This window comes from Mycolicibacterium madagascariense (genome assembly GCF_010729665.1).
In the GTDB taxonomy this organism is placed as follows: Bacteria; Actinomycetota; Actinomycetes; order Mycobacteriales; family Mycobacteriaceae; genus Mycobacterium; species Mycobacterium madagascariense.
The window spans coordinates 1,946,274-1,970,676 of sequence record NZ_AP022610.1 but is presented as its reverse complement, the minus strand read 5'-3'; the positions used below and the strand labels follow the sequence as shown (position 1 = coordinate 1,970,676).

The 24,403-nt window shown below is 69.1% G+C and carries 19 protein-coding genes; 9 read left to right on the top strand and 10 right to left on the bottom strand.

The window, feature by feature from the left end; genetic code table 11:
- Positions 1 to 145 precede the first annotated feature (145 nt).
- The 6 genes from G6N60_RS09290 to G6N60_RS09265 form a co-directional block, all read right to left on the bottom strand.
- The gene (locus G6N60_RS09290; RefSeq protein ID WP_163735627.1) at positions 146 to 1,069 is read right to left on the bottom strand and encodes a DMT family transporter; all 924 of its coding nucleotides are present in this window, start codon (positions 1,067 to 1,069) and stop codon (positions 146 to 148) included.
- Between the two features lie 10 nt (positions 1,070 to 1,079).
- Entirely contained in the window at positions 1,080 to 2,348 is a 1,269-nt protein-coding gene (locus tag G6N60_RS09285; protein ID WP_197746927.1) for an arsenic transporter, read from the bottom strand.
- A gap of 75 nt (positions 2,349 to 2,423) precedes the next feature.
- Entirely contained in the window at positions 2,424 to 3,695 is a 1,272-nt protein-coding gene (locus G6N60_RS09280) for an MFS transporter (protein ID WP_163735625.1), read from the bottom strand.
- Entirely contained in the window at positions 3,692 to 4,393 is a 702-nt protein-coding gene (locus G6N60_RS09275) for a hypothetical protein (RefSeq protein ID WP_163735621.1), read from the bottom strand. The genes G6N60_RS09280 and G6N60_RS09275 overlap by 4 nt, the downstream gene beginning before the upstream one ends.
- Positions 4,394 to 4,690: 297 nt before the next feature.
- Positions 4,691 to 6,139 carry an LCP family protein gene (locus G6N60_RS09270; protein WP_372511064.1) on the bottom strand — a complete coding sequence of 483 codons (1,449 nt, stop codon included), beginning with the start codon at positions 6,137 to 6,139 and terminating at the stop codon, positions 4,691 to 4,693.
- Between the two features lie 253 nt (positions 6,140 to 6,392).
- Positions 6,393 to 6,746, bottom strand: coding sequence for an ArsR/SmtB family transcription factor (locus G6N60_RS09265; protein ID WP_246240512.1), 354 nt, complete (start codon positions 6,744 to 6,746; stop codon positions 6,393 to 6,395).
- A gap of 86 nt (positions 6,747 to 6,832) precedes the next feature.
- Here G6N60_RS09265 and mgtA point away from each other — a divergent pair, with 86 nt between their 5' ends.
- The 4 genes from mgtA (at position 6,833) to G6N60_RS09245 (ending at position 13,523) form a co-directional block, all read left to right on the top strand.
- Positions 6,833 to 9,454 carry a magnesium-translocating P-type ATPase gene (gene mgtA / locus G6N60_RS09260; protein ID WP_197746926.1) on the top strand — a complete coding sequence of 874 codons (2,622 nt, stop codon included), beginning with the start codon at positions 6,833 to 6,835 and terminating at the stop codon, positions 9,452 to 9,454.
- A gap of 217 nt (positions 9,455 to 9,671) precedes the next feature.
- Positions 9,672 to 11,003, top strand: coding sequence for a magnesium transporter MgtE N-terminal domain-containing protein (locus G6N60_RS09255; RefSeq protein ID WP_163735618.1), 1,332 nt, complete (start codon positions 9,672 to 9,674; stop codon positions 11,001 to 11,003).
- Entirely contained in the window at positions 10,996 to 12,639 is a 1,644-nt protein-coding gene (locus G6N60_RS09250) for an NRAMP family divalent metal transporter (RefSeq protein ID WP_246240509.1), read from the top strand. Before G6N60_RS09255 ends, G6N60_RS09250 begins: the two co-directional genes overlap by 8 nt.
- Before the next feature lie 128 nt (positions 12,640 to 12,767).
- Entirely contained in the window at positions 12,768 to 13,523 is a 756-nt protein-coding gene (locus G6N60_RS09245) for a glycosyltransferase family 2 protein (RefSeq protein ID WP_163735615.1), read from the top strand.
- A 33-nt stretch (positions 13,524 to 13,556) separates the two neighbouring features.
- On the opposite strand, the gene G6N60_RS09240 is transcribed toward G6N60_RS09245, so the two are convergent.
- The 3 genes from G6N60_RS09240 to G6N60_RS28875 all read right to left on the bottom strand — a co-directional run bounded on the left by G6N60_RS09240 (position 13,557) and on the right by G6N60_RS28875 (position 15,918).
- On the bottom strand, positions 13,557 to 13,808 hold the full coding sequence (locus G6N60_RS09240; protein WP_163735612.1) for a hypothetical protein: 252 nt from the start codon (positions 13,806 to 13,808) through the stop codon (positions 13,557 to 13,559).
- A 177-nt stretch (positions 13,809 to 13,985) separates the two neighbouring features.
- Positions 13,986 to 15,278 (bottom strand): hypothetical protein, encoded by a 1,293-nt coding sequence (locus G6N60_RS28880; protein WP_163735609.1) that lies wholly within the window; start codon positions 15,276 to 15,278, stop codon positions 13,986 to 13,988.
- Positions 15,232 to 15,918, bottom strand: a complete 687-nt coding sequence (locus G6N60_RS28875; RefSeq protein WP_163730765.1) for a hypothetical protein — start codon at positions 15,916 to 15,918, stop codon at positions 15,232 to 15,234. Before G6N60_RS28875 ends, G6N60_RS28880 begins: the two co-directional genes overlap by 47 nt.
- A 109-nt stretch (positions 15,919 to 16,027) precedes the next feature.
- Between G6N60_RS28875 and G6N60_RS09225 the strand changes: the two genes are divergently transcribed.
- The 3 genes from G6N60_RS09225 to G6N60_RS09215 all read left to right on the top strand — a co-directional run bounded on the left by G6N60_RS09225 (position 16,028) and on the right by G6N60_RS09215 (position 19,858).
- Entirely contained in the window at positions 16,028 to 16,318 is a 291-nt protein-coding gene (locus G6N60_RS09225) for a hypothetical protein (RefSeq protein ID WP_163735607.1), read from the top strand.
- A gap of 12 nt (positions 16,319 to 16,330) precedes the next feature.
- Positions 16,331 to 16,582 carry a hypothetical protein gene (locus G6N60_RS09220; RefSeq protein ID WP_163735604.1) on the top strand — a complete coding sequence of 84 codons (252 nt, stop codon included), beginning with the start codon at positions 16,331 to 16,333 and terminating at the stop codon, positions 16,580 to 16,582.
- A gap of 654 nt (positions 16,583 to 17,236) precedes the next feature.
- A complete protein-coding gene (locus G6N60_RS09215; RefSeq protein ID WP_163735600.1) occupies positions 17,237 to 19,858 on the top strand; it encodes a helix-turn-helix transcriptional regulator in 2,622 nt (873 codons plus the stop codon).
- Positions 19,859 to 19,963: 105 nt separating this feature from the next.
- Here the strand turns inward: G6N60_RS09215 and G6N60_RS09210 are convergent, their stop codons facing one another.
- On the bottom strand, positions 19,964 to 20,233 hold the full coding sequence (locus G6N60_RS09210) for a hypothetical protein (protein WP_163735597.1): 270 nt from the start codon (positions 20,231 to 20,233) through the stop codon (positions 19,964 to 19,966).
- 685 nt (positions 20,234 to 20,918) lie between these two features.
- Here G6N60_RS09210 and G6N60_RS09205 point away from each other — a divergent pair.
- Positions 20,919 to 22,709 (top strand): beta-galactosidase, encoded by a 1,791-nt coding sequence (locus tag G6N60_RS09205; RefSeq protein ID WP_163735594.1) that lies wholly within the window; start codon positions 20,919 to 20,921, stop codon positions 22,707 to 22,709.
- 141 nt (positions 22,710 to 22,850) lie between these two features.
- On the top strand, positions 22,851 to 24,005 hold the full coding sequence (locus G6N60_RS09200) for a TetR/AcrR family transcriptional regulator (protein ID WP_163735591.1): 1,155 nt from the start codon (positions 22,851 to 22,853) through the stop codon (positions 24,003 to 24,005).
- Positions 24,006 to 24,403: the final 398 nt, after the last annotated feature.

Here is a 24,403-nt window from a genome sequence, read left to right as displayed (position 1 = left end):
CCATCCGGGCAGCGTATTTCGTCGCACTGTCCTGACATCTGCGTTCGGACAGTCGAATTCGAGGAGTTAGGCACCCCGAACATCGAGGTCGGGATCCTCGACATCGGTTGGCGGGCCGCACGACGCGGTGACGGGCGTGGGGCTGCTAGGTCACCGAGATGAGCAGGATGCCCGCGATCATCACGGCCGCACCCATCAGGCGCTGAGGTCCCGCCCTGACCTTCTTCATGCCGAGCCAGCCGAAGTGGTCGAGGATGATCGACGCCAGCAGGTTGGCGGTGATCAGGAGGCCGTTGAAGGCCCCGGCCCCCACCTTGTCGACGAGCAGGAGACCGGCGAATACCGCGACGCCGCCGGCGATTCCGGCCAGCGGCATCCACCAGCGGACCCCCTCGACGTCGTCTCGACGCGGCAGTGGAGTGGGACGGAGGATGAACATCAGCGCCATGATGAAGGTCACCGGGAGGAACGACGCCGTCGACGCGAGCCACGGGTTGACCAGCGCGCCACGCAATTCGGCGTTGAGCACCGCTCCCAGTGCCTGGCAGGCACCGGCCACCAGGATGAACGGATAGAGCGCCGTGGCACCGAGCCCGCCGCCGCGGTCCTGCGACCTCGTGCCACTCGATCGGGCGACGAGGACGACGCCCACCACCATGAGGAGGCCGCCGAGCCAGGACATCGCCTTGAAACCCGAACGGTGCAAACCGAATACGCCGAACGCATCCATCGCCAGTGAGGTCAGGATGTTGCCCGTGATGGCCAGCCCGTTGAACGGGCCGGCGCCCACCCTGTCCACGAACAGGAGCCCGCCGAACACCGCCACCGCACCGGCGACGCCGCCGAGGGCCGAATACCAGTGCATTCCGCGAATCGACTCCGCGTTCGGCAGCGGCGTCGGCAGCGCGATGAACAGGGTGGCGAACAGGAAGACCACCGGGAGGAAGGACGCCGTGGCCGCCAACCACGGATTGACCAGCCGGTCGCGCAACCGTGCATTCATCGAATTGCCCAGTGCCTGAAGCACTCCGGCGACGAGGATAAACGGATAGAGCAGCGAGGCCGTCACGAACGCCTCCTCAGTGCGCGAGTATCGAGGGTAGGAGCAGAGCGCCCAGGGCCGTGATGAGCGCCGGCGGCATCACCAGGGCACCGATCTTCAAGAACTGCCACGCGCTGACGTCGAGCCCCTCCCGCCGGATCGCGGTGAGCCAGAGAATGGTGGCCAGTGAGCCCGTGACGGACAGGTTGGGTCCGAGGTCGACGCCGATCATGATGGCGCCGGACACCTTCTCCGAGACCTGCGCGCCGTGTACCGCGGCCCCGGCGATGAGACCGGCGGGCAGGTTGTTCACGAGGTTCGACGACACCGCCACCACGGCCCCCGCAGCCCAGGCGGCCGCGGTGACACTGGCGGCGGCCGCATGCTGCAGGACGTCGGCCAGGCTCTGCAGGACGCCGGTCTTCTCGAGCGCTTCGACCAGCACGAACAGCCCCGCCACGAGGGGAAGGACGCTCCAGGAGACGTCCTTGACGATCTCGACGGCGCCGCCGCGCTTCACCAGCAGCACGGCAACCGTCGTCGCGAGGCCGGCGACGAAGGTGGGCAAACCGAGGTCGAGTCCGAGCGCCGAGGCGGTGATGAGGACGCCGCCGGTCGCCACGATGCCGAAGCCGGCGAGCATGCCGGTGCGAGAGAGGGTCCGGAGTTCGACCGTCGTCGCCACGGTTTCGTCGTTCAACGCGCTCCGCTGGGTCAGGCGCAGCACGGCAAAGGTCACGACGATCGCCAGCACCGAGGGCAGGCCGAAGATCGCGAGCCAACGGGTCAGGGGCGGCATGTTCTGCGCAAAGACCACCAGGTTCGCGGGATTCGAGATCGGCAGCACGAAGCTCGCGGCATTGGCGATGAACGCGCACACCAGCAGGTAGGGCAGCGGATTCTGCACCTTCGCGGCTCTGGTCGCGTAGTACACCGCAGGCGTCAAGACGACGGCGCACGCGTCGTTGGACAGAAAGACCGTGACGACCGTGCCCACGACGTAGACCAGCAGGAACAGCCGCGTGGGCGAGCCACGCGCGGCCCGCACGGCGATGGCCGCCAGCCAGTCGAACAACCCCTCCTTCCTGGCGACCTCCGACATCAGCATCATGCCGATCAGGAAGAGGTAGACGTCGCTGCCCTTCAGCACGCCCGCCCACGCGTCGCCGACGGGCAGCAGCCGACACACCACCAGCGCCAGGGCCCCCGCCACCGCCCAGATCGCCTCCGGCCAGCCGCGCGGCCGCAGGATCACGCCCAGTGTCGCCACGGCCGCGATGCCCCACACCAGCCAGTTGTGTATCAAGGTCGATCCGATCGTGGTGCGGACAATGCAGCGGGCAGCGCCCTGCCCAGGGGAAACGACGTCCTGATGCCGTCGTCAGCCGACCGGGCTGGGCGAGGACTCGGCGTCGACGGTCTCCGGTGGCTCCTGGGCGGGTGTCCGCGTCTCGGGAACAGTGAACACCAATAGGCCCAACGCGACGATCGCGATCGCCGTGAGCGACAGCATCGCGGTGGTGTAACCGAACGCCTGGTCGATCGCCCCGGCGAGAGCCGGGCTGAAGGTTCCACCGATGCCCTGCACCATCGTGGCCGCGCCGAAGGCGACGTTGAAGCGTCCGCTGCCGCGGGTCAGGTCGGCGACCATGATCGCGAAGAGCGCACCCTGCAGACCCGCGCCGATGCCGTCGAGAGCCTGCACCGCGATGACCTCCCCCGGGTTGGAGGCCAGCACGAAGAGCACCCCGCGGATGGGTAGGACCAGGAATGCCGCCACCATCAACGGCTTTCGGCCCCACTGGTCGCCCCGCTTCGAGACGAGCAGAGCCATCGGGATCATCACGACCTGGGCGACGATGATGAGCGCGGCCTGATAGAGGGCGCCGTCACCGGTGTTGCCGACCGCGAGCTTCTGACCGGTGATCGGCAGCATCGCAGCGTTGGCCAGCTGCCACAGCCCGACGACCGCCGCCAGGAGCAGCAGGGGGCGGTTGCGCAGCAGCATCCGGAACCCCGAGGGCTTGTCGTCGCCGCCGTCGTCCTTGGGTTGCAGACCGCGGGCCACGTCGTCGTCGATGAGGTTCGACTTGATCAGCATGGTCGCCAGCACGACGAAGATGCCGAACAGGCTCGCCAGCCAGAAGCCCATCTTGAGGCTGATGAGGTAGCCCGCCAACCCCGCCACCGCCGAGCCCATCACGTTGCCCGCGTGGTTGAAGGCCTGCATGCGGCCGGTTTGCGACGCGTAGCGCTTGGGTCCAACCATGCCCAGGGCGATGGCCGCGATCACCGGGCCGAGCACCACCCCGGCGATCCCCGTAAGCAGCTGAGCGGCGGTCACGATGGCGAACGTCGGCTTCAACGTGACGATGAACGTGCCGAAGGACGTCAGCGCCGCCGCCCCGGCGAGCAGGGCGCGCTTGTGCCGGGTGGCGTCGATCAACGCGCCGGCCGGGGCGTTGAGCAGCAGGCCGACGGCCCCGCCGAGGGTCAGGATGAGCCCGATGTTCGCCGGGTTCCACGTCTCCTTGTTGATGAGGTAGACCCCGAGGAACGGCCCGAGGCCGGCTTGGACGTCGGCGAGGAAGAAGTTGACCCCGTCCAGGGCCCACAGCGAGCGCTTCAGCTCCGGGCTGTCGGTCGTCGTCATCGCCGACCGCCGGTGAGCGTCCAGGAACCGTAGCGGGTGGTGCAGGTGCCGTTCGGGCTCATTCCGAACAGGGCGAGATCGGTCAGCACCCCGTTGAAGTCCGCGACCGGCGGCAGCAGGCCCAGATCGACGCGGGTCGTCTCGTCACGCGGCCACGTCAACGTCACGTGCGGGTCGAACCGGTCGTCGAGTTCGTCGGAGACGTCGTCGAAGCCGTACCGACGCAGCTGGCGGACCCGCGCCGGGTCCTCGGGATCGGGGTCGGCGACGATGTCGGCCAATCTCTCACCGCCAGGGCCCAATTCACGCAGCCGCCCGCCGCGCAGCGGCTCTGCCCCGGCCACCACCGCGCGCTGCACGTCACGGAATTCGTCGGACCGGGCGAAGAAGACCTCGGGCGCACCCTCGTGATTGTGGCGATACTCGACGGCCGTCGCCGACACGGGTCCGACCGTCTGCGCGGCCTCGGCCACCGCGCGGGCCACCTTGGGCACCTCGTGGTCCTCGACGGCCATCATGAACAGCGACACGTGTGGTTCGCAGGGGCCGTCGACGCGGTCGGGAAAGTCGGCGCCGAGCCGGAAGCACGCCCCGCCGTGCGCCTCCATCGCGTCGGCCAGCCGGCTGCTGTGGTCCACCGCCAGGCGGCGCAGTGGCGGCGGAAGGATCAGGACGGCGTCCAGTGTCACCAGGGTCATGGCCGTCTCTCTGCTGAAGGGTGAGCGGTTGCCATCGGCATCGCTGCGGGTTCGCTGAGCACGATGTTGACCGATCAATCTGAATTCAAACTGAAGAAGTCGAACCTGGCAGGTTGCTGAATCCATTGGTAGTCAATGCTTTACGGCCCGTCCGAGCGAACGACGGCTGTCGCCACCGAGTGGACGTGACGTGTGCGGCGCCGGATCTCGCAGCTGAAAAGGGTTGTCGCACATGGTCACCGGTGAGTCTGGACGACCGCTACGAGGCGTCTGCGGCCGGGAAGTACCTGATCGCCGCTAGTCGACGCACGGGATGCCGTGGCCGTCGACCGGCTGGCCCTGGTTCGGAGCGTCGGTGGGGGCAGTCCCGTCGACGCTGGCCGCCGACACCGTTGACGGTGGCGCAGAATCGATGTCGGCGGGCAGCGTGAAGCTTGGTCCCAGCACCACGCGGACGTGCCCGGCGCCCAGCGCCGGGTCGGCCTGGACCGGGCCGGTGACGTTCAGCAGCTTCGCCAGGGCGTCGGCGTCGCCACCGGCCCCGTCGCCGTAGCCGATGGCCGTCGAGGTGGGCTCGCCCGCCTCGGCGTTGCGTACCTCTCCTGCGGCATACCCCTGTTCGCTCAGCCACTGCGACACGGTGCCTGCCAGCCCCGAGGTGTCCCCGGCGTTGATCACGTCGACGGTGCTCGACGGCTTCGGTCGAGGCGTCGAGCTCGCCGCGGCACCGGAGAACGCCGCCGCGACCTCGGCCCGGATCGCGGCCGGATCGACGATGTTGACGTCCTGGCCGTCGACGGAGTCATACCGCAGCACCGGGAGCGTCTGAAACGTGACGTTGCTTCCGGCGATCGCGCTGATGCGGACGAACTGTGCGGGACCCCATCCGCTGGAGAGGACGACGTCGCGCTTGGCGACGTCGACGAGGGCGTTGAACTTGCTCATGTCGGTGACCGCGCCCCCGTCCTGTAGTTGCCGCAGCACCGACACCAGGAACGCCTGCTGCCGGTGGGTGCGGTCGAGGTCGCCGTTGTCCAGCCCGTGGCGCTGCCTGACGAACGCGAGGGCTTGTGACGCGTCGAGACTCTGCGGGCCGGCGGGGAAGTCGGCACCCGAGAAGTCGTCGTAGACGGCATGATTCAGACACACCTGGATCGAACCGAGCGCCGATGCGAGGTCGTAGAATCCCGCGAGATTGACCTCGGCGAAGTAGTCGATGGGTTGGCCGGTCAGATCGCGCACCGCGCGGAGGGTGGCCGCGCGGCCGGCCTCGCGTCCCTTGCGCTCCAGCTCCTCCTGGTCCCCGACCCCCTGGTCCACCAGGGCCTGCTCGGCATTGGCCTTGGCCAGCCCGTAGGCCTCCTTGATCTTGATGTGGTCATATCCGGGTATGCCGTCGGCCGCCACGTAGTCATCACGCGGGATGGAGAACGCCGTCACCTTGTTGTCGGCATCCAGGTGCGCCAGTATCAGGGTGTTGGTGTTGTACCCGCCGGTGTCGGAGTCCCCGGCGTGCAACTGGTCGAGTATCTCCTGCGGCAGCTCGTTGCCCTGCTGATCCCGCCGCGAATCCAACCCGATCAGCAGGACGTTCATCGCCCCGCCGTTGGAACGTGGTGACGTCAGCCCCAGTGCCTGCGAGATGGTCATGCCGCTGAGCGCGTGATCGGTTGTCCACCAGCCCATTCCAGACAGTGCCAGTACCGCGGCGGAGAAGAGGCCCACGCCGGCACGCGCGAGTGTCACCGGGCGCCTCCTCCACCGCGTCGTCGATCGAACGCTCAAATGTTCGTATTAACGTCCGACAAAGCTACCTTGACACACGGTACGGCGAGATCACGGTTCGACGTCATCGCATGCCGCCCAGGTGTCGCGGGCGATCGGCCCGCCCGGCCGACGGTGCGAGACGCGGGAAGCCGACTGACGGCACGTCCTCAGGAAAGCTGCAGGGAATCCCCTGATACTCGCATCCGTGGATCGAGTGTCACGGGTGTCGAGGTCAGGCCCGCCGACGGCGGCTGCTGCGTTTCTGGTCGGCCAACTTGCGCTGGATCACGCCGACGACCAGCTCGACGACGTCGGGGTCGGCGGCGACGTAGATGCGGCGCTTGCCATCGCGCTGGTCGCGGACCAGTCCGGCCAGTTTCAGCTTGCCCAGGTGGTGGCTGACGGTCGCCAGCGTCTGTCCGGTGTTCTCGGCCAACGTGCCGACGTCCTGGCCGCCGTGCGCCAGCAGCCACAGGATGTGGACGCGAACGGGGGTCGCCAGCATCGCGAACATGCTCGAGGAGTCTTGCAACAACTCCGGTCCGAGCGCCTGCGCGGAGGCGTTGCCGGCTCGGGCTGGGGGCACGTGGGATCCTTTCCTGGCTCGGTCCAGCCTGATCTGTCGACGACGATTATGCAAGTGTGCGAACGTGGGTCGGGAGCGGGCGCATAGTGGTCGACTCGTCTGCGGCCATCGGCGTCGAACTGGCCTCGGGGATCGACGCGCTCCAGGACAGCGCGGCAGCCTCGGAATTCGCGCTCTTCAAGGCAGCCGATAGCTCACCGCGCGGACTGACCGAGGAACAGGCCGTCGATCGGCTGGCGCGATTCGGCGAGAACGTCAGCACGCAGGATCGCCGACAGTCGTGGCCCGCCACCCTGCTGACGGCGGTTCGCAGCCCGTTCGTCTTCCTCCTCGGCTCGCTCGGCGTGGTGTTCGGCTTCCTCGGGGATGCCCGAGGAGCCCTCACCGTCGCGGTCATGGTGGTGGGTGCGGGCTCACTGCGAGCCTGGCAGCACGGACGCGCGGCGCGGGCCGTTGCCGCCCTGTGCGCCCCGGAGCCGGCGACGGCCACGGTGCGCCGGCGCAGCGCCGAGGACGCGATGCCCGTCGTGCGCGAGGCACCCGTGACCGAGATCGTCGTCGGCGACGTGGTGCTGCTGCAGGCCGGTGACGTCGTTCCCGCGGACGTCCGCATCATCTCCGCGACGGGACTGAGCGTCGATCAATCGATGCTCACCGGTGAGACCCTGCCGGTCGGCAAGGCCGCCCGCAGTGCGGATCCGGCACCGACGCTGGCCGTCGTCGCCCACCCGCGGCTGTGCTTCGCCGGTACCACCGTGGTCGCAGGGAGTGCCACGGGACTGGTGATCGGAACCGGGTGGCGCACGTACTCGGGTTCCGTGCGCCGCAACGGCATTCGGCACGATCGTCGATCGAGCGTCGACCGTGGCGTCCGTTCGGTCGGCTGGACGCTGGTGCGATTCATGCTGGTGATGGCGCCGGTGGTGTTCGTCGTCCGCGGCATTCACGACGGGCAGTGGTCACACGCGGCAGCGCTGGCGGTCACCGTCGCCGTCGGCCTCACGCCCGAGATGCTGCCGGTCCTCGTCACCACCACCCTCGCCCGCGGCGCCACCCGGTTCGCCGCCAGGGACGTGATCGTCCACCGCCTCAACGCCATTCAAGACCTGAGCGCCATGGAGGTGCTCTGCGTGGACAAGACAGGAACGCTCACCGAGGACCGGGTGGTGTACGCCCACGGCGTCGACGCCTGCGGACGCCCGGACGGCCTGGCCGCCGAACTCGCCGTCGCCGCGGCGTCGTGCTCGGAGATCACCGGCGGCCGGTTCGACGATGCGATCGCCTTCGTATCCGAGACCATGGTGGACGAGCCCGGCCCGCAGCGGCGACTGGTCGCCGAGATCCCGTTCGACCATCGCCGCCGCCGCGCGAGCGTCGTCGTCACCTCCCCCACCGGTGGTCATCAGATCATCTGTCAGGGCGATGCCGACGTCGTCGTGTCGTGCTGCAGTGCGATGTGGGTGGACGGCGCCGCCGTCGCCATCGACGAAGCGCGGCGCAGCGAGGTGGAGGGCCTGGTCGCCGACTACCGCGGCGTCGGCATGCAGGTGCTCGCCGTCGCCGTCCGCGATCTCCCCAGACGCCTGGAGCGTCATTCCGACGACGACGAACACGACCTGCTACTGGCCGGTTTCGTCGCATTCGTCGATCCGGTCCGGGCCGGCGCCCGCGGCACGATCGAAGAGCTCTCGCACCTCGGCGTGGCATTGAAGATGATCACCGGCGACGCGCGGACCGTGGCCATGCACACCGCCCACCAGGTGGGCATCGCCACCACCGCGGTCCTGGTGGGTGAGGACCTCGACGACCTCGACGACGACGCACTGCAGGCCGTCGCTCACACCACGTCGATCTTCGCCGAGGTGTCGCCGTCCCAGAAGGCGCGCGTGGTCGCCGCGCTGCGACGAGACGGGACGACGGTCGGCTTCGTGGGCGACGGCGTGAACGACGTTGGCGCACTGCGGTTGTCCGACGTCGGCATTGCCGCGGACACCGCGTCGGCAGCGACCAAGCAGGCAGCGGACCTCATCATGCTGGATTCCGACCTGCGAGTGATCGCCGAGGGTGTGGTCGAGGGCAGGCGCACGCTCGGCAACACGATGAAATACGTGCGCATCACGGCCAGTTCGAACTTCGGCAACGCGCTGTCGGTGATCGTCGCCGGGCTGCTGCTGCCCATGCTGCCGATCCTGCCCACCCAGTTGCTCGTACAGAACCTCCTCTACGACTGCGCTCAACTGACCCTGCCGTGGGATCGGGTCGACGCCGACTACCTGCGCGCCCCACGGCGCTGGCGGTCCGATGGACTCGTCGGGTTCATGATCATCTTCGGGGCGCTCAGCTCGATCTTCGACGTCGCCACCTTCGCCGCACTCTGGTGGTGGTTCGGCGGCGCCGCGTCGTCCGGGCTCTTCCGGACCGGCTGGTTCCTGGAGGGGCTGCTGTCCCAGCTCCTCATCGTCATGGTGCTGCGAGGTCGAGCCGCACCGTGGCGGTCCCAGCGTCCCGTCACCGTGCTGGTCCTCGCGTCCTGTCTGGCGGCCGCCGTCGGTCTGGCGCTGCCGTCGAGTCCGCTGGCCGGCGTACTGGGCATGCAGCCGTTGCCCATCACGTACACGGTCTGGCTGGCCGTGGTCCTCGTCGGCTATGCGGCGAGCGCGTCGTGGGTCAAGCGCCGCTACGTGCGGTACGTCCACGACTATCCCTGACGGGTTCGCACGGGGTTCGGCCGTCGGGTAAACAGTTGTAGATTCGTTTGACTGTTTGAGTCACGGTCGGCACACTGTGGGCATGTCCGAGACGTGCCCGGCCGCCCATTGGAGCTGGGCACCCCCGTTGGTCGCCGTCTGAGCACTGCCCCAGGCGTGGAGTTCGCCTGCCGCGGAAGCGCATTCGACGACCAGGGACAGGAGAGGAGTTGCGGCAATGAGTGCACTGCCATCGCCCGAGGCGTCCGATGCGCCCACGTCGCCGTCGCGTGGGGTGATTCACCTGTCCCAGGTTCTGGGTCGTCCCGTGGTCGCCCGGTCGGGTGACCCGGTGGGCCGCGTCGACGACGTCGTCGTGAGCCTGCGGGGCGAGCGGGGCCATCCCCCGGTCACCGGCTTGGTGGTCGGGATCGGCGCACGCCGGGTGTACGTGCCGTCCCAGCAGATCACCGATCTGGCCCAGGAACGCATCGAGTTGACCAAGAACAAGGTGGATCTGCGGGAATTCGAACGCCGTGACGGTGAGGTCCTGTTGCGTGCCGACGTCCTCGATCACCGTCTGATCGACGTCTCGGCGGCGGAACTGGTGCGCGCCTACGACGTCGAACTCGACGACGTCGGAACGGGCTGGGCACTGGCCCGGCTCGACACCCGCCGGCCAGCGCGGTTGTTCGGCTTGATCAAACGCGGCAGCGGGCACGCTCGCCGCGACTGGAAGGCCTTCGAACCCCTCATCGGGCACCGCCAGAGCATCGGCGACCGGCGGGGCGACGCACGGATGTCGAGGCTCAAGGCGGCCCAGATCGCCGACCTGCTCGAGGATGCCGACCGCAAGGAGGGCGGGGAGATCCTCGATCGCCTTCACGGCGACCCCGAACTGGAGGCCGACGTCTTCGAGGAGCTCGACCCCGACAAGGCCAGCGAGATCCTCCGCGACATGGACGACGCCCAGGTCGCCGCCGTGTTGGCCAGGATGCGCGCCGACGACGCCGCGGATGCCATCGCCGACCTCCGTCAGTCCCGGCGTCGGCGGGTACTGGAGATGCTGCCCGCGGGTCAGCGCACCAAGGTCGTCACCCTCATGGGATTCAATCCGGACAGCGCGGGCGGGTTGATGAGCGTCGACGTCGCCTCCTGCGCGGTCGAGGCGACTGTGGCGCAAGCACTTTCGGTGATCGCCACCGGCCGGTCCCTGCAACCCGAGGCGCTGCTGAAGGTGCACGCCGTCGACGCGAGCGGAGTCCTCGTCGGTGTCGTCTCGGTGATCCGACTGCTGCAGTCCGATCCGGACGCACCGGTGCTGGACCTGCTCGATCTCGACCCGGTGCGAGTCACCCCCGAGGCGGACGTCACCGACGTCGCGCTGCTGATGGCGGACTACAACCTGGTTCTCATCCCGGTGGTGGACGCGGGTGACCGGGTGCTTGGCGTCGTGACGTTCGACGACGTCCTCGAGGCGACCATTCCCGAGGATTGGCGCCGCCGCGAACCCGCTGCCCGCCCGGTTCGCGAAACGGTCGGCACCACGAGCGGATTCGATCGTGACTGAGGGCGAGCTGGACGGAACGTCGCGGGGCGCATCCGCGGTGTTGGACTCCGCACACCTGGGTGACATCGAGGGCGCGTTCGGTCGAATCGCGATCGGTGACACCACCCAGGGGCGCACGTTCAGGACCCGCCTGCTCACACTGCTTGCCATCGTCGGTCCCGGGCTGATCGTGATGGTCGGTGACAACGACGCCGGCGGCGTAGCCACCTACGCGCAGGCCGGGCAGGACTACGGCTACAGCCTGCTCTGGGTCCTGGTGCTGCTCATTCCCGTCCTCATCGTCAACCAGGAGATGGTGGTTCGCCTCGGCGCGGTGACGGGGGTCGGCCACGCCCGACTGATCAGCGAACGCTTCGGCCGCGGCTGGGGGTGGTTCAGCGTCGGAGACCTCTTCCTGCTGAACTTCCTGACCATCGTCACCGAGTTCATCGGGGTCTCTTTGGTGGCGGACTACTTCGGGGTGTCGAAGTACGTCGTCGTTCCCACCACCGGCGTGGCGTTGGTGGCGATCATGGCGTCGGGAAGCTTCCGCCGTTGGGAGCGAGCGATGTTCGTGTTCATCGCCATCACCACCCTGCAGCTTCCGATGCTGCTGTGGTCCCATCCGCAGTGGGGTGCCGCGGCTCGCGACCTCGTCGTGCCAGGCATCAGGGGCGGACTGAGTTCGGATGCGGTGCTGTTGATCATCGCGATCGTGGGCACCACCGTCGCGCCCTGGCAGCTGTTCTTCCAACAGTCCAACATCGTCGACAAACGCATCACCCCGAGGTTCATCGGCTACGAGCGCGTCGACACCACTCTCGGAGCGTTCGTGGTGGTGATCGGGGCTGCGGCACTGGTCATGACCGCCGACTGGGCCGCGCGATCCACCGGCAGTACGGGTGACTTCGTCGACGCGGGACACGTCGCCACGCTGCTGTCCCAGCACAGCAGCGTGCTGGGACCGATCTTCGCCATCGTGCTCCTGGACGCCTCCATCGTCGGTGCTGCCGCGGTGACGCTGTCGACGAGCTACGCCTTCGGGGACGTGTTCGGCCTCAAGCACTCTCTGCACCGCGGGTTCTCCGACGCCAAGCCGTTCTACCTGTCCTACACCGCGATGGTCGCCGCGGCGGCGGGCATCGTGCTGATCCCCGGCGCACCGCTGGGACTGATCACCACCGCGGTACAGGCGCTGGCCGGACTGCTGTTGCCCAGCGCCAGCGTCTTCCTGCTCCTGCTGTGCAACGACCGAGAAGTATTGGGGCCGTGGGTCAATCGCCGTTGGCTCAACGTGGTCGCGGTGCTCATCGTCTCGGTGCTCCTGCTGCTGTCGGGGATCCTGATGGCCACCACGTTGTTCCCGACGCTCGACGTGGTGACCGTCACGACGTGTCTGGCGGTCGGTCTCGTCGTCCTCGGCGTGCTGGCGACCGGCGTCCTGCGGTGGCGGAGCCGGCGTCAGCCTGTCGGCACGCCGCCGCTCCCCGGGATGTCCCGGCAGGACGCAATGCACTGGCGGATGCCACCGCTGGCACTGTTGGAACCCGTAACGTGGTCGGCGGGAACGAAACTCGGCATGCTGGCCCTGCGCGGCTACCTGGTGATCGGCGCCATCCTGCTGATCGTCAAGGCCGTGGAGCTGAGTCGAGGGTGACGGCGTCATGCACGCCGAGCGCGCGCGGCAGCGGGCTCCCGGCGCAGAGTCCACCATTCGATGGTTGTTCATCCATGATGATCATGCAATCGTTTGACCGTATGGCATTGGTTGGGCACACTGTCGGCATGGCCGATCGACGGCGTGGGGGCGTGAGCCCGGAGACGATCTCCTTCGTCATCCCGACGCTCGACGAGATCGCGACGATCGAACGAACCCTCCGGTGCCTATCGCAGTACTCCGGCGCTCGCGAGATCATCGTGTCCGACGGCAACAGCACCGACGGGACCATCGAGGTGTGCCGCAGGTATGCCGACGAGGTGATCGTCTACGACGGGCAGGCCCGACAGACGATCGGCATGGCGCGCAACATGGGCGCCGCGCGGGCCCGGGGACACTTCGTGGTCTTCCTCGACGCCGACGTCATCATCCACGACGTCGACGCCTTCTTCGCCAGGGCACGGGCGGAATTCATCCGTCGGCCACGACTGGTGGCGCTGACGGGACGCTACCGCGTCTTCCGCGAGGTGAGCACGTTGTTCGATCGCTACGTCTTCTTCACCCTGGGATTGCAGTTCGCCCTGCAGAACAACGTGCTTGGCGTGGGCGGTTCGGGTGGGGAATTCCAGATGATCGACCGCAGGGCCTTCGACCGAGTCGACGGATTCGACGAGCGACTCACGGCGTCGGAGGACATGGATCTCTTCCGGCGACTCTCCAAGATCGGTCAGACGAGGTTCGTCAACCACCTGACCGTGTGGCACACGGGCCGCCGCGCCCACGCGGTGGGATGGCCCCGATTGCTGTGGGCCTGGTTCTCCAATTCCGTGTCGGTGTTCTTGTTCCGCAAGTCCGCCAGCCGGGAGTGGACACCGGTCCGCTGAGTCGACGAACCCCGACCCCGTCGGGTGGGCCGGCTACCAGGTGGTGCCCTCGAGCCCGGGAATCACGCAGCGACCGTCTGCGGCCACGCGTCCGATGATCATGCTGTCGTAACCGGTGCAGGACGAGTTGAGCGGCTCACAGGTGTTGATCGACGTGATGACCTTGTCTGGGCCGCACGCAGACCCCGGAGCGGGAGGGTCGGCTGCGGCGACGGCACTGCTCACGGAGAGCGCCAGCATCGCTGCCGACGCGGCGACGAGTGAACGGGTCGAATGAAACGTCATTGTTGACTCCCCTGTCGATGGCCCCCCGACCTGGCCGCCATGCTACGCCCGCTGCGGGCGGGTCCGACCGACTGAGCGCCTAAGACGTTGCCGCACAATGACATTGGACGGTGCCGTCATCGACGTCCGCCGCCGTGCCCGTCGAGGTGACGACTGCGATCCTGCCGCGGCGGCGGCTCAGCTGGTGAGGTACCGGCCGCTGTTGCCGGCGGCACCGTTGCCCGCCGCCCCCGTACCACCGTCTCCACCGTAACCGACCAGGTTCAGCCCAGCAGAGGGCGTGATGTCGCCGCCGTTGCCCCCGTCGCCGCCGTGCCCTCCCGGCAGGATGGCGTTGCCACCGTCGCCGCCGTCACCGCCGATCTTCCCGAATGCCGTGGCGCCGGGATCGACGATTGCGGCACCCCCGGTGCCGCCCTTGCCTCCGGTGAGCAAGGCGGGTCCGCCGTCGCCGCCGTCGCCGCCGAAGGCTTCATAGACCTGCGCACCGACCGCGGTGCCCTGCCCGCCCATGCCACCGGCACCGCCGGTCATTCCACTGCCCCCGGTGCCACCGTCACCGCCGTAGGCGTCGGGAGCGGGGACCCCCAGCGCGCTGCCCACGGCATCGCCGTTGCCGCCGTTGCCACCGGCGCCACCCGTGCCGCCGGTGCCGACGGACGAACCTCCGGCGCCCCCGTCACCGCCGCGGGATGAGACCCCCACGAATCCCGGCACATCCGTGAGGGAGCCGTTGCCTCCGTTGCCGCCCATGCCGCCGGCACCACCCGCGCCCGTGGCACCGGTGCCGGACGGCGTCCCGCCGCTCCCGGGCTGACCGCCGAGGCCTCCGGCCCCACCGTCCCCGCCGGCCCCTCCGTCGCCGCCGACGACATGGGTGGCCACATCGCTGGTGGCCGAGGCGTCGCCACCCACGCCGCCGGTGCCACCCGCCCCTCCGGTCCCGCCGACCCCGCCCACGCCGTCGACGCCGTTGGCGCCGGTAGTGGCGCCGGCGCCCCCGTGGCCGGCATTGCCCCCGGTGCCACCCACCCCACCGGTGCCGCCAGCGCCGCCCGCGCCTCCGGCACTGCCGGAAAGCTGGTCACCGGTCTGCACGGCGTCGGGAGCGCCGGCCGTCCCGGTAGCGCCGGTCGCACCGGTGCCACCCGTACCTCCGATTCCCCCGTTGCCGCCGGTGCCGCCGTCACCCTGGGTGTTGGTGGCCCCGACGGCGCCGTCGGTGCCACCGGAACCACCGCTTCCGCGTCGTCCGCCGGCTCCACCCGTGCCGGCCGCGCCGCCGGTGCCGCCATTGCCCCCCGTGCCGCCGGTGCCGCCACCGCCGCCGGTACCGCCGGGCAGCACACCCACGCTGCCGGTCTGGCCGGTGCCCCCGGTCCCGCCGGTGCCGCCGGTGCCACCCCGACCGGCAGTGCCACCATCACCGCCATTGCCATTGACGCCGGCGATGCCGCGAGTGCCGAACACCCGCGCCCTGACCGCCGGCGCCTGCGTTGCCGCCGGTACCGCCGACACCGCCGTTGCCGCCCGTGCCGCCCGTGCCGCCGGTGCCCCCATCCAGATTCACCGAGGTGCCCGCGAATCCCGTGGCGCCGGTCGCCCCGGTCGCGCCGTCACCACCGCGGCCACCGGTGCCTCCGTTGCCACCGGCGCCGCCCGAACCGAGCAGCAGACCCGCCGCCCCACCGGCTCCACCCGCCCCGCCGGTGCCGCCGGTACCGCCGGTGGCACCGGGCTGAGTTGCCGTGGATCCGACCAGGCCCGTGGCGCCACTGCCGCCACGCCCACCCGAGCCGATCAGCAGTCCACCCGCGCCGCCCGCACCCCCGGCATTGCCCGCGACGACGGCATCTCCGCCGGCGCCGCCGTTGCCGATCAAGATCGCGCTGCCGCCGCGGCCGCCGTCCGCCCCGGCGCCCCCGTTGCCGAAGATGCCGCCGTTACCGCCATTGCAGCCCGCCGCGACGCATCCGGTGGTGGCGCTGTACCCGGTCCCGAAGAGCAATCCCCCGTTGGGATGAGCCGCGGTGCCGTTGCTGATGAACACCGCGATCAAGGCCGCCAGCACCTCATCGGGGGTCTGGGCCACCGGAGTCACCACCGACACGGTCGGCACCACCAAAGCCGTTGGCGCAGTGGTGTTTATCGTGCCAAGCGACGTCGACGACGTCATCGGCGTGACGGCCTTCACCGCGGTCTGCGCGCCGACGTGAGCGGTGGAGGTCGTGGTCGACGGCGACGACGTGAGCCCGGTCGAGGTCGATGGCGAGGTCGTCGACGGCTCCTTGGTGGAGCGCGACGGTGCCTTGGTCGACGGCGAACCCGTCGACGGCGTCTTGGTCGACGGCGTCTTGGTCGACGGCAAACCCGTCGACAGCGCTGGTGACGAGTGCCTTGTCCCGGTGGAACGCCCCGCCGACAGCGGGTCCACCCCCGGGGTCGTCGCGTCCTCCGCCGAGGAGGGTGAGGTGCTCGTGTCGGAGCGCGCAGATCCCGAGGTGCCCTGAGCAGAGGTCTTCGTGTCTGCCGCCGCCGACCCCGCGTGCGTCGTGCTGCCGGACGCGACGGCGTGCCGCGCGGACCCGCCGTCGTCACGAGGTGCGGTTGCCGACGAACCGGACCCACTGTCGGCATGGGCCACGCCGCCCCCGCTCGCCAACGCCGCACCCACGCCCAGCGTGATGGCGCCGGCGCCCAGCCAGGATGACACCGCCAAGGTGCGCCGCTCCCCGCGACGACCCTTCGCGCCAGCCTTCGCGCCCATCCGGTGACGACCCGCCATGAAATGTCCACCCCTTCATCAGGCATCCCCCAATACGGTGATGCCATCCCCCCGAGGATCGGTCGATCCCTAGGACTTCACGTCGCGTTCATCGCTCGTCGGCAAACACCGTAACACGCATATCGAACCGCTCAGCAATATACGACATCGCACCTACGTTGGTGCATCGATGGGAGGAATTCTGGCCACCGGCGTGTTTCCGGCATGGCTTGGAACGTTGCCGGCCGTGCGGGTGACGGACCAACCACCCCGGCTCGCGCGAAGTCCCTGACGCCGACGAGAGGCACATGGCACCTTTGAAACGCGGTTGGGGAAATATACTGTTGGACAATGTTTTTGCAATGCCGTCCCGGCCCGACACGGCGACTGACCGCCGTCGGTACCGGTAGATGTGGGTCGCGCCCAGGGGCGCCCCGACGATCCTGGATCAGCACGCTTGCTCGCGTCGTCATTGTGATTCAAGATCAAATTGACGCGCTGCAGGCTTCACGGATCGCCATGGACAACCGTGCAGTTCAGCTATCGTCGGTTTATATGGAACCTGCTCTGTAGCAAATACCATTTGACCGCATTCTGGGCATCCGTAGTGCGCTACGTAGGTTTGGTTCCACCTCCGCGGAGCCGTCCTTCTACACTGCCCTTGATGACGGGGTGGGTGATCGACGATCGCGCGGGTTTGAATGCGACGCTCGATGCCGCCCTGACCGATCCCGACGGTTCGGGCATCGCGTTGTTCGGTGCGGCGGGCGTCGGCAAGACCGTGCTGGCGCGAGCAGGAGTCCGGCGGTGGTCGTCGGCTCAGGGCGCCGAAGCGCTTGTGCGGTGGGTATCGGCGACGGCGTCGACCCGTGAGATCCCCTTCGGTGCCTTCGCCCACCTGATCGACGTCCCCCCGGGGTCCAATCCCGCCGCGGTGCTGCGGACGGCCAAGGCCGAGCTGTGCCCACCGGCGGGCCATCCAGTGCTGCTGGTGATCGACGACGCCCATCTGCTCGACGGGTACTCCGCGACGCTGGTCCATCAGATGGTCACGACCAGCCGGGCCCGAGTGCTGATCACGTGTCGCAGCGGCGAACCCACCCCCGAGGCGATCACCGCGGTCTGGAAGGACGGCCATCTGCCGCGCCTGGACGTCGGCTCCCTGACCGCACGGGAGGTGACCAGGGTGATGGAGTCAGTCCTGGGAGGCCCCGTGTCGGTGGGGGCCGCGGAGCGGGTCTTCACGCTCAGCCAGGGCAATCCGCTCTTCCTGCGTCACCTCGTCGAGGGCGCCCGCCAGCACGACGGTGTGCATCTCCAGCGCGGGGAATGGCAGTGGACAGGCCCGACGACGCTCAACGATCCGCTACTCGACCTGATCGACACCGCGTTGCGCGACCTGCCCGCCGGGACGTTGGAGGCCCTGAGGTATCTGGCGATCGAAGAACCACTGCCGGTCGCGGTGCTCGCCAGCCTCGTCGACGAAGAGGCACTCGAGGACGGGGAACGCGTTGCGGCACTGCGCATCACGTCCCACGCCGGTCAGCTGCACGCCTTCTCCGGTCATCCGCTCTATACCGAGCGCCTGCGCGCGGCGATGGGACACCTCCACGCCCGCCGCCTGCGTACCGAGCTGGTGCACGCGCTGACCCAACGAGACGTGCCGGTGCCTGCGGTGTCGCCGGTGGACCGATTGCGGTTGACGGCCCTGGCCCTGGACAGTGACGCGCCCCCACCACTGGCCGATCTGACGGGCGCGGCGTGGCAGGCGATGTTCCTGGGGGACTTCGAGCTGACCGAACGGTTGGCCAGCGCCGCCCTGGCGCGCAGCGGTGATCTCGCTGCGCGTATGACCCTGGCCCAGGCGGTGTGCTGGCAGGGCCGCGGCAGTGACGCCGAAGAGATCCTCGACGCCGTCGACCCTGCAGACCTGTCTGGTTTCGAGTTGGTGTATTGGGCAATCTGCAAGGCCGCCAACGAATTCTGGATGCTGCGCCGCGCCGAGCAGGCCGCGTCGTGGCTCACCCAACTGCGCGCCCGGATCACCGAGCCGACACAATTGGCGACGATCGATGGGCTCGCCTCGCAGTTCGCGATGAACCTCGGACGTCTCGACGACTGCCTGCGCCTCGCCGACGCGGTGCTCACCACCCCCGGTGTGCAAGACCTGGCCGTGGCGTGGGCGGCCTCGGCGGCCGCGCTGTCGTGCGCGCGGCTGGGTCGCCTCCAGGACGTGCCGCAGCACGTCTCGCGCACCGCCAGCGTCGAACAACCCGACGGGGTCCGTTACGGTGCCGCCCTCGGCGAGGCACACACCGCAATCCTGCAGGGCCGCGTGGACGTTGCCGCCAACGTCGCCACCCACCATCTGCAGATCTCCGAGCGTCGCCAACCCGCGCACGCGAGCGGTCAGGTCCTGGTCGGTCACGTGCAGGTGATCGCCGGCGATCTGCCCGCCGCCATCGCTCACCTACGGGGAGCCACCGAGTACTACCAGCAGACCGGCAACGCGTGGGGCGCGCTGAACTCCTCGTGGTTGGCCACCGCGCTGGGTCAATTGGGCGACGCAGCTGGTGCGGCGGCCGCGCTGGCCGACGCCGACCGCCTCCACGACGCACGCACGACCATCCACCTACCCGAACTGCGCCAAGCCCGGGTATGGACGCTGGCCGCCGAGCGCAACCTCGTCGGGGCCCGGGCCGCCGCGCGCACTGCGATCACCACCGCCACTGCCACAGGGCAATTGGGCCCCGCACTGCTGGCCCATCACGACGCCCTACGCCTCGGCGACGTCACCGCCCTCGCTGAGCTGATTCGCCTGACCCGCCGAATCGACTGTGCCTACGGCACTCTCGTCCTCGCGCACGCACAGGCCCTGGCCGCCAATGACGGGAAACGTCTCGAGCGGGTCGCCACCCAACTGGAGGACGCTGGGCTGCGATGCGCCGCCGCGGACGCCGCCGCCCAGGCCGCCACCGCCCACGGCTCAGCCGGCCACACCGGCGAGGCGCTGCGGGCGCGCGCCACGGCCGCCCGCCTCCGCCAGGGCTGCGGTCAGCCGATGACGCCCGCTCTGCAGGCGGCATTGCAGCCGCTCCCCCTGACCGGGCGGGAACACCAGATCGCCGTGCTGGTTGCCGCGGGTCACACGAACAAGTCCATCGCCGAACAGCTCACGCTGTCCGTGCGCACCGTCGAGACGCACGTACTACGCGCCTGCACCAAACTCGGCGCCGCGAACCGCGCCCAACTCACCTACGCCGTCAACGCCGCGCACGACCTCTGAATCGTCCTGGCGCGGCGACTCGGATCGACCGTGCGAATACGGCCACCGGCGCACAGCGTCGAAGCGGCACCGCAGGCGCGGCGCCGCTTCGACGGGCGGACGGGACTAGTAGGTCGGGACGAACACGCCGTTCTCCCAGACCCCCCAGTGGTTCCACCCTTCGTCCCACACCTGCGGCTGACCGTTGGCCCACACCGGATCCACCGGCTTGGGTGGCGCCCACGCCGGCGGCGTACCTGCGTCCGGACCGGCCGGCGGCAGCACTGGGGCCCCGGGCTGACCAGGGGCCGGAGCGGCCGCCGCGTCGACAGCTCCCCAACCCATCATCACTCCGGCCGCGATGGCAGCGCCAGCAGCGATACGACGAAACATCATGTTACGCACTCCATCCCATGTAGACGTACAAGAGAGCGATCAAGACATATCCACCCCGGGAGCCCTCAAAACCTCCCTCCCACGAGAACCGTCCCCCGCGTACGACGGCCCGGCCGATGAGCCCGGCGCCTGGGGTCGGCGTCGCCCGCAGATGCCGTCGTGGGCGTCGTGCCGCCCCTCGCGCGAAGACGTGTTGGGCACCAACACGTTGCGCGATCGCGACGTCAATCGCGCTGCGAGACTGGACGTTTGGAACACCTAAGCCATCCAACGTCGAGACGCCCGGCCCGAGGGTCCGCATTCGAGCCGTCACCCCGTCGACGAGCCGCTGGTGTCACGCGGCCGCCGAGGCCGACCCATCGTTAGCTGTGAGTTTTGCGACTGACCTTTGGCACGCGGGTCGCCCATCATGGACCGGGTGGTGTCGCGGCAACGACAGCCGTCGACCCGAATTGGATGGCGTTTGCGGCTCATCCCACCTGGCTACCGCCGTCGTCAGCGTTCATCGGCGCACTGAAACGGTTCCGGCAAATTCATACTAGGCGTCCGATGTTTTGCGGTTTGCAACTGCCGCGATCGCCGGCCTGAGACCCAGATAAGTAGACGCTGAGGACGCTCACCCGCGAGCGACGATGGTTCCTACCGTTGAGCGAGTTTGCTGCTGCTCAATCGAATCGAGGTCGTCATGTACGCCATCTCCGCACGGTCGGCCCGATCCGCGGCCACCCGACTTCTCGTCGCGACCGTCGCCACGGCCACGGTGTGCACGCACTGCGCGGCGCTGCGCAACCCACCGGTGCAATCGTCGGCGGCCGTCGCCTACACCGCCTCGATCGTCGACTCCGCCTCCACCATCGGCATCGCCGACTCCGACCTGTACGGCGAGTCGGTCGCCGACATCGACACGACCCTCGACACCCTCGAATCGCTGGGGGTGACCAGTATTCGGGTCTTCGTCCCGTGGGCGTTGATCGAACCGGCGGAGGGCACGTACAACTGGACCTACATCGACGAAGTCATGGCGGCCGCCGCCGCGCGCAACATGAGCGTGCTGGCCGGAGTGACCTCCACACCGACATGGGATGCGCCGAGCGGCACCATCCTTGGCGCCGGTACGCCGAACCCGACCGATTACGCGGCGTTCCTCACCCAGGTGGCCGAACGCTACGGCAACGAGATCTCGGCCTACGAAATCTGGAACGAACCCAACTCCGTGGCGTCCTACGATCCGATCGACCCGGCGACCTACACCGCACTCCTCAAGGCGGGCTACACCGCCATCAAGGCGGTCGACCCCAGCGCGAGTGTGATCGCCGCGGGGTTGGGCAGCGTCGTCAGCTTCGGCAATCTCACCCTCGACCCGGTCACCTTCGTACAGGAGATGCTCGCCGACGGCGCCTCGGGGTACTTCGACGCGCTGGCATTCCACCCCTATGAGACCTCGCTCGAATTCTCCGCGGGGGCAGGGGTAGCCAACTCCCCCCTGACCCAGATCGAAGCCATCGAGGCCATGTTGGTCGCTGCCGGCGATCCCACCAAGATCTGGATCACCGAGTACGGCGTCCAGACGTCCGACGTCAGCCAGCAAACCCAAGCCAATTACATTCAGGACCTCATCGACACCTGGGAGACCCTCACCTACGCCGGGCCGGTCTACATCTACACCGCCCAGGACGGCGTCGACGGCACCTACGGAATCTACGAAGCCGACTGGACACCCAAACTCGCCGTCGCCGTCCTGGCCGCGGAGATCGCCAAGTACGCCACCACGGTCGTCACCACCACGATCACCACGCCGATCGCGGCCGCCGCCCAGCAGATGGCGGCGTTCGTCCAATCGGTGAGCAAGGCCGTCGCCGCGATGGGTCAGCAGATCAGCGCCACCGTCACGGCGGCAGCACAGGCCTTGGCCCACCTCGGGCAGCAGATTTCACAGGCAATCACCAAGGCTTTCACCGCACTGGCCGCCACCTTCGAGAAGGCCGCCTCGTCGAAGGCGACGTCGACTTCCACCGCAAACGCCACGACCAAGGCCGCGTCCGCAGCCGTCGACGCGGCCCCCGCCACCGTCACGGCATCGGTCGTCAAGGCATCCGTCGTCACGGCGTCCGCCACCACCACCGACGACGCGAAGTCCGGCACGACCACCGGCGACGCCAAGTCCGGCGTCGAGAAGTCCGTCGTCAGGAAGACCACCGCAACCACGCCCACCGCAACCGCCGCGACCGCAACCGCGACGACCACCGAGCCGAGCACGACCACCGCCGCTGCCGCCACCGAGCCGAGCACGACGGACGCAGCAACCCCGACGCGTCCCGCGCACACGGCGACGAAGGGCACCCATCCCGGACATCCCGACGCGGCCACCCCCGCCACCCCGAGTGCATCCGCCGCCGCGGCCAAGCCGACTGGCAAACACCGTTCGTCCTCCGCGCACGCCGCCACCTCGGCGACCTCGGCGAAGGCCGACAGCTGATCGAACACGCGGCGGGGCGGGCTGTGAAGGTCCACAGGCTGGGGTGGCGTTCCCTCGTCGGGCAGTACTATCGGGTCGCTGGAGGCCGTCTCATTCGGCGTGGGTCGTCGCCGCCGCCCTCCGCGACGAAAGGTGGCCGCCGTGCCCGCGCAGGCGCCGGACCCCACGGGGACGAAGATTCTCGAGGCCGCCTCGCGCGTACTCGCGGACTTTGGGGTCAAGCGTGCCACCGTGGAGTCGGTCGCGAAATATGCCGGCGTGTCCCACATGACGGTCTACCGCCGCTGGTCCAGCAAGAACGAACTCCTGCGCTCAGCCGTGTTACGCGAGCTGTCGACGGTTCTCGACACTGCGTTCGCCGACGCCGCCGAGCGAGAACCCGAACACCGCGCCGTGCGGGCCTTCTCCGACGTCGTATGGTCGGTGCGCAACCATCCGCTGGTCGTCCGACTGTCCACCACCGAGCCCGAGATGATCACCAGTCTGCAGTCGACGGGGCCGGCCTCGATCATGGAGACCGCGCGGCCGCTGGTCGCCGCTCGGCTCGAGCCCATCGTCGGCGACCCCGACGATCTGGACGCCCTGGCCGACGTCTTCGTGCGGATGGCGCACTCCCTGGTGGTGGTGAACGACCCGGACAACCCCCTTGCGTCACGACACGACGTGGAGGCCTACGCCGCGAGGTGCTTCAGCCCATTCGTGGGTGACGGCTCGACGAGTGCACCCGAAGCCGAGCTCGTCACCGCGCCCGCCGCCCGTCGCGGGCCGCTCATGGCGGCGAGCCTGTTGGCCGTCCTGCTCGTCGGCGCGGGACTCGGCGCGACCCTGGTGCAGACCGGCAACGCGCCGATGTCGCCCGACCTGATCAGGACCGAGCAATCCCCAACCCCCTCGGTGTCCTCCTCCTCGGCGGTGAGAATCACACCGTCATCAATCGTTGACGACGCCCCGGTCGACCCGCCGTCGTCATCCCCGCCGACGGACGCGCCCTCCCCGTCGGCGTCGTCGGCGACGTCGCCCACCCTTTCTGCCACCGAGGCGCCGCCCGGGCCCGCGCTCGCCGCGCCGCAACCGACGGGCAATGGCGCGGCACCCCGCCCGAGCGCTCCGCCGCCGCGGACCGGGTTCTCGTTCAGTCCCCCGCCGCCGCACGTGCCGAACGGCCCGGGCCCGCGGGGACCGGGTTCCCTCCCCGGACCCGGAGGCGGTTTTGGGGGCGCCGGTTCCGGCGGCGGGCCCGGCGGAGGAGGCGGCCCCGGTGGCCCTGGCTCCGGCGGTGGAGGCGGCCACCCGTAGTTCGCTGGACATGCCGTCGGGCCGCACCGATGACCGCGTCGAGACGGGCCTTGCCTGCCGCGGCCGACGATCGCCAGCCCGTACCCGGGACACCCGGGCCGCCGTCAAGGACGGGCGTCGAACCTGAGAACTCTGTGGATGACATCTGAATCTGTCCATAAATAGCCAGTTCAGCGCCGCGTTACGATGCTATTCGATTCCTAACATGCTACTTTCGCCCTGTCTTTGGGGGTCAGCAGGCAGGAGTCCGGCACGTGACAGTCGATGAGCGACGCACACCGCAGCGCGCAGGTGCGGGGTCCTCGTCCACACATCGGGTCGTCGATAGCTGGCAGCCCCCCGCACTGGAGTTCGCCACCGCGCTCACCGTGCTGGCTCGAGTCACGACAAGCGCGACC

Coding starts and splice junctions, on each gene's coding strand:
- G6N60_RS09280 (WP_163735625.1), bottom strand. CDS start 3,695: ATGACGACGACCGACAGCCCGGAGCTGAAGCGCTCGCTGTGGGCCCTG.
- G6N60_RS09275 (WP_163735621.1), bottom strand. CDS start 4,393: ATGACCCTGGTGACACTGGACGCCGTCCTGATCCTTCCGCCGCCACTG.
- G6N60_RS09255 (WP_163735618.1), top strand. CDS start 9,672: ATGAGTGCACTGCCATCGCCCGAGGCGTCCGATGCGCCCACGTCGCCG.
- G6N60_RS09245 (WP_163735615.1), top strand. CDS start 12,768: ATGGCCGATCGACGGCGTGGGGGCGTGAGCCCGGAGACGATCTCCTTC.
- G6N60_RS09240 (WP_163735612.1), bottom strand. CDS start 13,808: ATGACGTTTCATTCGACCCGTTCACTCGTCGCCGCGTCGGCAGCGATG.
- G6N60_RS09215 (WP_163735600.1), top strand. CDS start 17,237: ATGACGGGGTGGGTGATCGACGATCGCGCGGGTTTGAATGCGACGCTC.
- G6N60_RS09210 (WP_163735597.1), bottom strand. CDS start 20,233: ATGATGTTTCGTCGTATCGCTGCTGGCGCTGCCATCGCGGCCGGAGTG.
- G6N60_RS09205 (WP_163735594.1), top strand. CDS start 20,919: ATGTACGCCATCTCCGCACGGTCGGCCCGATCCGCGGCCACCCGACTT.